We start from the raw sequence: 11394 nt of genomic DNA, 5'->3' as shown, positions 1-11394 counted from the left end.
CGCCAGCGCAGCACCGAGCCCCGCCACAGTCCCGGCCCGCACATGGCGCCAACCATACGCAACAGCCAGCGCGCACAAGTCCACCCCATGCGGCGTACCAAAGTAACGTTCTGCCGTCCGCAGCGCTTTCGGTGCGCTTAGCGGTTATACGTACCTTTCCACGAAGCAGCTCGACGAGCGTCTGGGCGGGGCTTCGAACGGCGAGTTCATCGGGATCGAGAGCGCTCGCACACTGGAGGCGTTCAATAAGTGGCTGTTTCTATCTTATGACGTTGTCTTAGGATCGAAACTGAAGGAACCGGCCCTGCCTTCACAGGAGACCTCTTCGTCAATATCCTCAACGCCCAACCTGACTGGCGGTTCCACAGCGGTTCAATTGTCAGCGAGAATTCCAGGTCCTTCGGCTGTAAGTACGAGCGGCACTGACCCACTGAGCTTTTACTGACAAGCTCTATCAGCAGTGAGTGAAGGGACTCCAACCGGGGAGCAGCCAGAGCCTCAACAAGCCCCACCAGCCGAAGAGGACCGGACAGAGAATGATCAAAATGACGAGTTACGCATAGCTTAAGCCGACAACGGTCCCTCACGGGGCCATCCAAGCTGTCAAAATCCCCGTCATTCCGGGCTTTCCGGGCCCCCTGTCGGATTCGAACCGACGACCCCCGCTTTACAAGAGCGGTGCTCTGGCCAGCTGAGCTAAGGAGGCAGGCGCAGTCAAGCGCTAGACAAGGCTACCGTAGGTCCGCCCTAAAAATGAAAACCGGCCCCGGGGCAATGCCCCCGGGGCCGGCACGCAGAAAGAACGCAGAAGGCACTCAGGAAGAACTCGCAAAGCACTCCTAATGCATCCAGAAAGGACGGCTACTTCTTGGCGGTCAGCGCGCTGTTGAGGAAGGCGTTGAAGTCCTGCACCTTGTTCGGATCCCACTGCTGCCCCTGGACAAACAAAGTGGGTGTGGCATTGATTCCGGCACCGACGCCCACAGCGCCGGTGTAGGCAACAAACGGCCGGTAGGTCTTGGCATCAACACAGCTGGTGATGTTTGCGGCCCCAGCTTCGGTGGCAAGCTTTTCCAGCGTGGCGTTGTCCAAACCCTTGCTGTTTTCCTCCGGCTGGTTGGCGTAGAGCGTATCCAGGTAGGCCTTGAACTTGTCCGGCGACTGGTCCACCACACAGGCGGCAGCGGCGGCCGCACGCGAGGAGTAGTTGGTGCCGGAGGAGAAGCGGTCCAGGAACGGCAGCGGGCGGTACTGCACCGTGATCTTGCCTTCGTTGCGGAGCGCGTCCAGCCCCGCCCCGTACGTCTTCTCAAAGTTGTTGCAGGCCGGGCACATGAAGTCCAGGTACATCACAACCTCGGCGGGCTTGCCGGACGGTGCGGCCTGGATGCCGATCTTTCCGGGATCCGCCACGGCCCTGGTTGCGTTCTTGGGCGGGGCCGGCACCTTGTTGACATCAACAGTCTTCGCGGTGGTGACGGGGGCGATGATGGCCCCGGCCTTGCCCACCGTGATGCCGCCGAAGGAGTTCGCGTTCGCCGGCACCGGGCCGGCGGAGGGAATGGGTTCGTTGCCCTTCTGCGTCTGGATGACCACCAGCGCAATGATGACCACAATGGCCACTGCCGCAGCGAGCACGCCGCCCCGGATCAGCCAGCTGTTGCGCTTCTCCTTCTTTTGCTGGGCCTCTCGAATAAGCCTCGCCTTTTCGCGCGCCTGCGCGGTGCGTTCGGCCTTGGTCATCCGTGGTTCGTTCTTGGGGCTCATAGTTCCTCAGGTAGGTGGGCGCAACAAAACGGCCGCGCAACGGCAACTTCCATCCATCTTAGGCGGGAAAGCTTGGAGGATGCCCTTCGGGACGGTCATGGAAGGCCCCGAACCGCAGCCCGCCGGAGCGCAACGGCTAAGCTGGCACAAAACGAGCCGTTGAGCATTGGAGCCCCCTTGTCGGAGAACACGCAGCCCAGGAAACAGGCCGGCCACGTCCATGACCCCCGCTACGGCAGTTCAAACTTTGTAGTGGTTTCGAACCGGCTTCCCGTTGACCGTGTCCCCTTGGAACAGTCCGACGACGGCTGGCGGCGTTCCCCCGGCGGCCTCGTCACCGCCCTGGCCCCCGTCATGGCCACCCGGGACGGCGCCTGGGTGGGTTGGCACGGCGCCCCGGACGAGTCCCTGGAACCGTTCCGCCACGACCACATGGACCTGATCCCGGTCACCCTGTCCAGCGAAGACGTTGAGTTGTATTACGAAGGCTTCTCCAATTCCACGCTGTGGCCGCTCTACCACGACGTCATCGCCCCGCCGGAGTTCCACCGCACGTGGTGGGACGCCTACCGCAAGGTGAACATGCGCTTCGCCGAGGCCGCGGCAAAATCGGCTGCCAAAAACGCCACCGTGTGGGTGCAGGACTACCAGCTCCAGATGGTCCCGCGCTACCTGCGCCGGATCCGCCCGGACCTGCGCATCGGCTTCTTCAACCACATCCCGTTCCCCCCTCCGGAAATCTTCGCCCAGCTGCCCTGGCGCCAGCCCATCATCAACGGCCTCCTCGGCGCTGACCTCATCGGCTTCCAGCGCCCCAATGACACGGCCAACTTCCTGCGTTCGGCCCGCCGCTTCCTCGGCGCCAGCGTCAAGGCCCAGCAGGTGCACGTCAAGGAGGACGACGGCACCATCAGCCACATAGCCCGCGCCGAGCCGTTCCCCATCTCCATCGACGCCATGCAAATCCGGGAGCTGGCCGCCCGCCCGGACATCATCGCCCGCTCCAAGCAGATCCGCGAGGACCTCGGCAACCCCAAGACGGTCCTGCTCGGCGTGGACCGGCTCGACTACACCAAGGGCATCACCCACCGGCTCAAGGCCTACGGCGAGCTCCTCAAGGACCGCGTCATCAAGGTGGAGGACGCCGCCCTGATCCAGGTTGCCAGCCCCAGCCGCGAACGCGTCGAGTCCTACCGGCTGCTCCGCGAAGACGTCGAAGGCATGGTGGGCCGGCTCAACGGCCAGTTCGACACCATCCAAAACACCGCCGTCCGCTACCTCCACCACAGCTACCCCGTGGAGGAAATGGTCGCCCTGTACCTGGCCTCGGACGTCATGCTCGTCACTTCCCTGCGCGACGGCATGAACCTCGTGGCCAAGGAATACGTGGCCGCGCGCAGCGACAACACCGGCGCCCTGGTCCTGAGCGAGTTCACCGGCGCCGCCGACCAGCTCAAACAGGCACTCCTGGTCAACCCGCACGACATCGACGGGCTGAAAGCAACCATCGTGCGCGCCATCAACCTGCCCCGTGTCGAGTCCAGCCGCCGGATGCGTGCCATGCGCAAGCAGATCCTCTCCCACGACGTCCAGCGCTGGAGTGAGGACTTCCTGACCACGCTGCAAAACGAGGCCATCCGTGACGACAGGTGAGCTGCCCGCGGAGGTGCGCGACGCCGTCGTCCGCGTGGCCCAGACGGCGCGGCTGCTGGTCGCCATGGACTTCGACGGCACCATGTCCCCCCTCGTGTCGCGCGCCGAAGACGCCCGTCCCCTTCCCGCCGCCGCCGCGGCCCTGGAGGCGCTAAGCGCACTGGAAGGCACGACGGCGGCACTCGTCTCCGGGCGCGCCCTGGCCAGTTTGCGGGCGGTCGCCTCTCCCCCCGCGCAGGCCCTGCTGGTGGGCAGCCACGGCGCGGAAGTCTGGCTGGGGCCGGACTCCCCCGCACTGTCCCTCACGCCCGCGCAGGAGCAGGCCCTAACGCGGGCCCGCCAGGCAGTGGACTTGGCGGTTGCTGCGTTCCCCGGCACGGCCGCCGAACAAAAGCCGGCCGGCGTCGTCCTCCATTACCGCCGGGCCTCCGCCCAGGACGGGCAGTCGGCCGTGGCGCAGGTCCGGGCCGGGCTGGCGGACAGCCCCGGCGTGTTCGTCAGCGAGGGCAAGATGGTGCTGGAAATTTCCGTGGTCAAGGCCAACAAGGGCGAAAGCCTGGCCATGCTGCGGGCCACCACCGGTGCCACCGCCGTCGTGTTTGTGGGTGACGACGTCACCGACGAACACGGCTTTGCCGCACTGGAACCCGGGGACCTCGGCATCAAGGTGGGCCCGGGCGAAACCGCCGCCGCGTACCGGATCGACTCGCCGGCACAGGTCCCGGCGGTCCTGGAACTGCTGGTGGCCGCCCGCTCCTGACCAGGCTTCCGGGCACTCGCTCCCGGACCATGACGCGGCAAACGCGGCGCGCGCACTAAATGTGTCATAATTCATACATCGGCGCCGATTCCACCCTGGGTGGGGTCTGCCCTGTGCAACTAAATACACAAAACCATTCACTTGAGGATCGTTCGGCACGTACCTGCCGATGAAGGGATTTAATACTGTGGCTACAGTAACTTTTGACAACGCTACGCGTTTGTACCCGGGCACCACCAAGCCCGCTGTTGACAAGCTCAACATTGACATCGCCGATGGCGAGTTCCTTGTTCTCGTCGGACCTTCCGGTTGCGGAAAGTCCACCTCCCTGCGCATGCTCGCCGGCCTCGAGGACGTCAACTCCGGGCGCATCCTCATTGGCGACCGCGACGTCACCGACGTCCCGCCGAAGGACCGCGACATCGCCATGGTCTTCCAGAACTACGCGCTGTACCCGCACATGTCCGTTGCCGACAACATGGGCTTTGCCCTGAAGATCGCCGGCGTTTCCAAGGAAGAACGCGCCAAGCGCGTCAAGGAGGCCGCGAAGCTGCTGGACCTCGAGGCCTACCTGGACCGCAAGCCGAAGGCCCTCTCCGGTGGCCAGCGCCAACGTGTCGCCATGGGCCGCGCCATTGTGCGCAACCCGCAGGTGTTCCTCATGGATGAGCCGCTCTCCAACCTGGACGCCAAGCTGCGTGTGCAGACCCGCACGCAGATCGCCTCCCTGACCCGCCGCCTCGGCGTCACCACCGTCTACGTCACGCACGACCAGGTCGAGGCCATGACCATGGGCGACCGCGTCGCCGTGCTGAAGGACGGGCTGCTGCAGCAGGTGGACACCCCCCGCAACCTGTACGACCGCCCACAGAACGTCTTCGTGGCAGGCTTCATCGGCTCCCCCGCCATGAACCTGCTCGAACTGCCCGTGGTTGACGGCGGCGTGAAGTTCGGCGGGTCCGTGTACCCGGTGACCTCCGCCGTGCTCGGCGAGGCCGCCGGCAACACCGTCACGGTCGGCGTCCGCCCGGAAGACCTCGAGATCGTCGGTGCCGGCGAGGGCCTGGCCGCCGAGGCCGACGTCGTTGAAGAGCTGGGTGCCGACGCCTACGTGTACGGCCACACCTCCATCGACGGCGCCGAGCGCGACATGGTGGTCCGGGTTGACGGCCGCCGCCCACCACTGAAGGGCGACACCATCCACGTCCGCCCGCAGGTGGGCCACGTCCACCTGTTCGACGCCACCTCCGGCGCACGCCTGGGCGAACAGGCCGTGGCCAGCCACTGACGCCCGGCCGGTGTTTGGACTGCGGGCCCTGCGGGCACGTTGGGACCGCCGGCGGCCCCGTTGACTGACAGCTGAGGCGCGGCTGCCTGTCGGAGAGTTTTCCGGCAGGCGGCCGCGCTTCACCCTTTAAGAGAGAATTGCCCCATGACAGATGCACCCGGCGCACAGTGGAACAACGAGCCCACGGACTTTGACGAGGTCGGGAAGCTGCCGCGCCAGCCCGCCCCGCCCGCCAAGGTCCTGGGATCGCTGAACATCACGGCGGCCACCGCCGATCCCGGCCTGCTCGACCTCCCCTGGCACATCAGGCTGGAGGATTGGCCTGCGGCAAACCTGGCTGCACTGCCCCGCGGAATCTCCCGGCACGTGGTGCGCTTCGCCCACCTGGACGGCTCCGTCATCGCCATCAAGGAAACCTCCGAGCACGTGGCCCGGCACGAATACCATATGCTGCGCAAGCTGGCCCGGTTGGACGTGCCGTGCGTGGAGCCGGTGGCCGTGATCACGGGGCGCACCACCGCCAACGGTGCGCCGCTGGACCCCGTGCTCGTCACCCGGCACCTGAAGTTCTCCCTGCCCTACCGTGCCCTCTTTTCACAGAAGCTGCGCCGCGACACCCTGACCCGCCTGATTGATGCCCAGGCGCTGCTGCTGGTCCGCCTGCACCTGGTCGGCTTTTACTGGGGCGACGTCTCCCTCTCCAACACCCTCTTCCGGCGCGACGCCGGCGCCTTCGCCGCCTACCTGGTTGACGCCGAAACCGGTGAACTGTACCCGGACCTGTCCACCGGGCAGCGCGAGTACGACCTGGAAATCGCCCGGGTCAACATTGCCGGCGAGCTCATGGACCTGCTCGAGGGCGGTCTCATCGAGGAAAAGGTGGATCCCCTCGCCACCAGCGAACTCATCATGGAGAGCTACCGCCGCCTCTGGGCCGAGCTGACGGAAAAGGAATCCTTCGAGCTGGAGGACCGCTGGCGCGTGGGAGCCCGCATCCGCCGCCTCAATGAACTCGGCTTCGATGTGGAGGAGTACGCCATCAAGACCACCCCGGACGGCTCCACCATCCAGCTTCAGCCCAAGGTGGTCGACGCCGGCCACCACCAGCGCCGCCTGCTCCGCCTGACCGGGATCGACGCCCAGGAAAACCAGGCCCGGCGCCTGCTCAACGACATGGACTCATTCCGCGCCGACGCCATGCCGGGCGTGGATGAGGAAATCAGTGCCCACAACTGGGTCAGCACCATCTTCGAACCGATTGTCCGCGCCATCCCGCGCGAGCTGGGCAGCAAGCTGGAACCTGCCGAGGTGGTCCACGAGGTCCTCGAACACCGCTGGTACATGTCCCAGGAGGAAGAGCGCAACGTGCCGCTGGCCGAGGCCGTCCAATCCTATGTGGACACGATCCTGCGCTACCGCCGGGACGAGGACGCCATCATGCTCAGCACAGACACGGCCACCATCAAGATGCTCGAGGGCGGGGTCCTGCCGGACAGCGACATCGACGACTGACGCCCGCGCCAACTCCCCCGGCGGCGTGCCATGCTGTCCGTGGCGTGTGAAATTTCACCCGCCCCCGACTGCTTGGCACGCCGTGGCTGCCCGCAGTCCGGGGCGCCGTCCGGCTACCGGGCATGGCGGTGGGCACCACCGCCGCGGCCGGCCAGCTTCGACATCGCGTAGATGCCGACCGCAACGCCGCACACCACTGTCAACCCCAGCACCATCAGGATCCCCCACACCATCCCGTGGCCGGTGCTTCCGTTTCCGGCAAGGGCCATGTTGGCTCCCGCGGTCGGTCCGGAGGTGTCGCTGCCGGCAGTCCCTCCCATACCGGCGGAATCAAGGGTGGAGGCTGTTTCAGTGTTGTCGAACGTGGGCCACGGCGCTTCGGAGGCCGGGGCCGCCGTGCTCTGCTGGGGCACGGCGGAAGTGCTGGGCGCCGGCTGGACTGCGGTGGGCTGGACTGCGGTGGCAACCTGTGCAGGGGTGGGCACGGGAGCCGGTGCCCGGGTGGTCGGTGCCGGAAGGGGCGCCCGGGTGGTCGGCGCCACGGTTGGTGCCGGCGCATGCACGACGGCGGGAGTCCTGACCGGCGTCGACGTGGACGTTGGCGACGGCTGGGGCTGGGTGGTGGTTTGCAACAGGGTTTCGGTGGCAGTCGGCGAGGGAAGGGCGTCGGCCTGCAGGACGGTGCCCGCCGCCGAAGCGGGCCCGGGAGAGGAATTCCACGCTGCCTGCGCGGGCCCTGCCAGGAACAAGGGCGCCGCCAGCAGCAACGATCCGGCCACGGCGGCGGCCGCCCCGGCGAACGCCTTCCGGCGCACGGCAGGCAGCAGTTGGCCATAATTTTTCATAAGGTGCTTCCGGATCGGCTGTTTGTTACCACGTTGCGGATCATTTTTCCCCCGCATAGTACGATGCCCGACGGGCGCTGCCCCGTCAAGTGGCCCACACCCGGTTCAGTCGTCCGCGATGGCCTTTCCCGGGTTGAGGATGCCCAGCGGGTCGAACAGTTCCTTGATGCGCCGCTGGAGGGCCCGCACTTCCCCGGCCTGCTCCAGCGGCAGCCACCGCAGCTTGTACTGGCCGACCCCGTGTTCGCCGGTGATGGTGCCGCCCAGGGCGAGGGCCTTGTCAATGGATTCGTCCAGGGCGGCGTTCAGCGCCACGACCTTCGCCGCGTCGGCGTCGCCCACCCAGAAGGTCGGGTGCAGGTTGCCGTCGCCGGCATGGGCGATGATGCGCACGCCCACGCCGTGGCGCCCGGCCATTTCCGCCAGGGCGTCAACATAGTGGACCAGCTGGGAGCGCGGCACGGCCACGTCCTCACCGACGGTCGTTTCGGAGTCGGCGTCCATGCCACGGTTGTGCCGGCGCAGGTCCACGAGCCGCTCGGCCTCCCCCGGCTCCTCGAGGGTCGCGTTCCCGCCCAGGGCAGCCAAGGCCGCAGAGGCAATCTCCGCTTCCTGGGCGGCGGCAAGCCCGTCGAACTGGGCCAGCAGGAGCGCGCTTCCCCTCCCAGCCAGGTTGCTGCCCTGGCGCCGGTCCAGCTCGTCCAGCGAGGAGCCGTCCATGAGTTCGAGGATGCTTGGCTGCACCCGCGCCTTGCCCAGGGCCAACACGCCGGCCGTGGCCGATCGCATGTCGGGGAAGAACACCGCAAGGGTCCGGATGTCCGTGGGCAGGTATTTCAGCCGCACGGTGGCACCCACGACAATCCCCAGCGTCCCCTCGGAGCCCACCATAAGGCCGGTGAGGTCGTACCCGGCCACGCCCTTGAAGGTCCGGTGGCCGGTGTGGATCAGCGTGCCGTCTGCCAGCACCACATCCAGGGCCAGGACGGCGTCGCGCGTCACCCCATACTTCGCACACCGCAGGCCGCCGGCATTCGTGGCCACATTGCCGCCAATGGTGGAAATCCTGTAGCTGGCCGGATCGGGCGCATACATCAGCCCGTGCGCGGCGGCTGCGGCGTTCAGGTCCGCGTTGATGACGCCCGGTTCCACCCGCGCCACCTCATCCTCCGGGTTCAGCTCAAGGATGTTGTCCATCCGGTCCAGGCACAGCACCAGGCAGCCGGCCGTGGCGTGGGCGCCGCCGGAGACGCCCGTCCCCGCCCCGCGCGCCACCACCGGCACGCGGTACCGTGAGGCCAGCCGCAGGATTGCCTGAACGTCCGCCACGCTCTCGGCCCAGACGACGGCGGCCGGCTCCCGGTAGTCGGTCACCGGACCCTGGTCGCTGGCAAACTTCTTCACGTCGCCGGCGCCCCGGCTGAGCTGGCCGCTGCGGAGTGCTTGCAGCAGCTCCTGTTCAAAGCCGTGGGGCAGCGGGGCATTCGTGGCTGACATGGTGGCGCATACCTTTCGTCGCGGCCCCGGGATGGGCCACTCCAGTCTATGAGACGTGCGCCACGCGGTTAGGCACCGGGCACGCGGACGCCGGGCAGCTTCCAAATGTAGGCGCCGGGCCCGTTGAGGTTGAAGTCGCTGTAGACGAGGTAGCCGCCCGTGTGGAACACGGGCGCGGCACACACGGCCGCCCGTTCGCGTGCGGAGAGGCCCATGTCCCCAAAGGGGAGCCCCTGGATGTCGGCCCGCACGGCGACCACCAGCAGCGACTCCTGTGGCGACTCGCGCACAAAGGCCAGCACATCGCCGTCGGCCATGAGCCACCGCAGCGCGCCGTGGCGGACCGCGGCGCTGTTGTGCCGCAAGGACGCCAGCTCCGCGTAGGACGGCTCCAGGTCGGTGACGATCCGTGCCGGCTCGCCCCACGGCATGGGCGTGCGCGAGGACTCCCCCCGTCCGCCTTCCAGGCCGAACTCGTCGCCGGCGAAAAGGACCGCGATGCCGGGCAGCATCATGGACAACGTGGCGGCCACGAGGGGTCCGCCGGCAACCATGACCGAGGCGGCGCGTGCGGTGTCGTGGGTGTTCACGGCGTTCATCGTGGCGTTGCGGACGCCCCAGCTGAACGCGCTGGTGAGGTCCCGGTGGGTGTCCAGGACCGTGCCGGCGTCAATGCGGGCGACGCCGGGCAGCGGGGTGCCGAAAAAGTCGACGCGGGCCCCGGGGCTGGCCAGCCACTGCCACAGGGGCCGCGTGAAGTTCGAATAGGTCATGGCGCCCTGCCAGCCGAAGCCGTCCACGTCGGCCCCGGCGTCGGAGGTTTCCTCCCCGAGCAGGAGGGCGTCGGGGTTGATCTCCAGCACCCGCCTTCGAACGAGCGCCGCCACTTCCTTGTTGACATCCTGGGCACCGAGCCGGCCGGTCATGTTGCCGACGTCTATCCGCCAGCCGTCCAAGTTGAAGGGTGGCTTGAGCCAGTGCGCAACCACCGAGTCCTCCCCTGTCACGAAGGCTTCGCGCAGCCCCTCGGACGCCCAGTTCAGTTTGGGCAGCGACTTTACGCCCGACCATGACTCATAGCTGGTGTGGTCGGCGCTGAAGTAGTAGTAGTCCGCTTCGCGGGACTGCGGATCGGCCAGGGCCCTGGTGAACCATTCGTGGGAGTCCCCCGTGTGGTTGGAGGTCAGGTCGCCCATGACCTTCATGCCGCGGGCGTGGGCAGCCTGTACCAGCTCGACCAGCGCCTGGTCCCCGCCCAGCAGCGGATCGACATGCCTGAACGTGGACGCATCATAGCGGTGGTTGGAACGCGCCGGGAAGAACGGCGTCAGGTAGAGGATGTCCACGCCGAGGGCCTCCAGGTGCCCCAGCTTCTCCCTGACGCCGATGAGGTCCCCGCCATAGAGCTGGCGCGCGGCGTCCGGGCCTACGCCCTGGACGGGTTCATCCCAGGCGCAGGCGATGGCCCATTCCGGAGCGGGCAATTCCACCGCGGCACTGGAACGTGCGAAGCGGTCGGGAAAGACCTCATACATGACGGCGGAGCGCGACCACGGCGGCGCGGGCACGGCCGTCGTGAGGCGGAAATCACTGTAGTCGGAGGTCTCGCGGGCGAACAGCCCCTCGTTGTTCAGTGTCCAGTAGATGTCCGGGCCACCGCCGCTGCCGGGCAGTTCAATGAGAAAGCGGTACCTGGCCACCGGGTTGGCCACGAGCATGGAAGCCTCCCACCAGGCCCAGCCGTCGTGCGCGTCTTCCGCACGTCCGACGCCGGACCCGTCACCAGGGTTGTTGCCGGCAGCCTCCGCCGGATGCAGCGGCACGGCCTCGTCGTAGCGCGGCTCGGCGTCCTGGACGCTGCGCACCCAGACCCGGGAGGCTGATCCCCAGTCACGGGGAACACGCAGCCGCAGGACGGCACGGGCGCCCAGGCGCGCGGAGACACCATCCACGTACAGCACTGACCCGTCGTGGTGTGGACGCCTGCCTGCCATGTCACTGCCCCTCAATGCCGCCGTGTGCCTCGTCATCTCACAATGTACCGTTCCCGGCGCGGGAAACTACATTGCGGC

At 67.2% G+C, this 11394-nt stretch carries 8 protein-coding genes and 1 tRNA gene; 4 read left to right on the top strand and 5 right to left on the bottom strand.

Translation table 11 applies throughout. The features are described 5' to 3' along the window. Positions 1–632: 632 nt before the first annotated feature. A tRNA-Thr gene (locus tag G6035_RS18625) sits at positions 633–706 on the bottom strand. 155 nt (positions 707–861) lie between these two features. Continuing rightward, positions 862–1767, bottom strand: coding sequence for a DsbA family protein (locus G6035_RS18620; RefSeq protein WP_176618596.1), 906 nt, complete (start codon positions 1765–1767; stop codon positions 862–864). 177 nt (positions 1768–1944) lie between these two features. Between G6035_RS18620 and G6035_RS18615 the strand changes: the two genes are divergently transcribed. From G6035_RS18615 to G6035_RS18600, 4 genes are all read left to right on the top strand, one after another. Further along, a complete protein-coding gene (locus G6035_RS18615; protein ID WP_176618595.1) occupies positions 1945–3420 on the top strand; it encodes a trehalose-6-phosphate synthase in 1476 nt (491 codons plus the stop codon). Further along, complete coding sequence (gene otsB / locus G6035_RS18610) at positions 3407–4180, top strand: trehalose-phosphatase (RefSeq protein WP_371131071.1); 774 nt, start codon at positions 3407–3409, stop codon at positions 4178–4180. Before G6035_RS18615 ends, otsB begins: the two co-directional genes overlap by 14 nt. Positions 4181–4367: 187 nt before the next feature. After that, positions 4368–5468, top strand: a complete 1101-nt coding sequence (locus G6035_RS18605; RefSeq protein WP_176618594.1) for a sn-glycerol-3-phosphate ABC transporter ATP-binding protein UgpC — start codon at positions 4368–4370, stop codon at positions 5466–5468. 144 nt (positions 5469–5612) lie between these two features. After that, positions 5613–6980: a DUF4032 domain-containing protein gene (locus G6035_RS18600; protein ID WP_176618593.1), complete on the top strand. Its 1368-nt coding sequence runs from the start codon at positions 5613–5615 to the stop codon at positions 6978–6980. Between the two features lie 113 nt (positions 6981–7093). On the opposite strand, the gene G6035_RS18595 is transcribed toward G6035_RS18600, so the two are convergent. The 3 genes from G6035_RS18595 to G6035_RS18585 all read right to left on the bottom strand — a co-directional run bounded on the left by G6035_RS18595 (position 7094) and on the right by G6035_RS18585 (position 11316). After that, positions 7094–7825 carry a hypothetical protein gene (locus G6035_RS18595; protein WP_176618592.1) on the bottom strand — a complete coding sequence of 244 codons (732 nt, stop codon included), beginning with the start codon at positions 7823–7825 and terminating at the stop codon, positions 7094–7096. 105 nt (positions 7826–7930) lie between these two features. Further along, on the bottom strand, positions 7931–9322 hold the full coding sequence (locus tag G6035_RS18590) for an FAD-binding oxidoreductase (RefSeq protein WP_176618591.1): 1392 nt from the start codon (positions 9320–9322) through the stop codon (positions 7931–7933). A 68-nt stretch (positions 9323–9390) separates the two neighbouring features. Then, a complete protein-coding gene (locus G6035_RS18585) occupies positions 9391–11316 on the bottom strand; it encodes a glycoside hydrolase family 13 protein (RefSeq protein ID WP_176618590.1) in 1926 nt (641 codons plus the stop codon). Between the last annotated feature and the right edge of the window lie 78 nt (positions 11317–11394).

Origin of the sequence: Arthrobacter sp. SDTb3-6, from assembly GCF_013376095.1 — a bacterium.
In the GTDB taxonomy this organism is placed as follows: domain Bacteria; phylum Actinomycetota; class Actinomycetes; order Actinomycetales; family Micrococcaceae; genus Specibacter.
The sequence above is the reverse complement of the archived record's forward strand: the minus strand, read 5'-3'. Positions and strand labels throughout refer to the sequence as shown.

What these genes read in the sequence shown, in the direction of transcription:
- G6035_RS18620 (WP_176618596.1), bottom strand. Translation starts at nt 1,767, where the DNA reads ATGAGCCCCAAGAACGAACCACGGATGACCAAGGCCGAACGCACCGCG.
- G6035_RS18600 (WP_176618593.1), top strand. Translation starts at nt 5,613, where the DNA reads ATGACAGATGCACCCGGCGCACAGTGGAACAACGAGCCCACGGACTTT.
- G6035_RS18595 (WP_176618592.1), bottom strand. Translation starts at nt 7,825, where the DNA reads ATGAAAAATTATGGCCAACTGCTGCCTGCCGTGCGCCGGAAGGCGTTC.
- G6035_RS18590 (WP_176618591.1), bottom strand. Translation starts at nt 9,322, where the DNA reads ATGTCAGCCACGAATGCCCCGCTGCCCCACGGCTTTGAACAGGAGCTG.
- G6035_RS18585 (WP_176618590.1), bottom strand. Translation starts at nt 11,316, where the DNA reads ATGGCAGGCAGGCGTCCACACCACGACGGGTCAGTGCTGTACGTGGAT.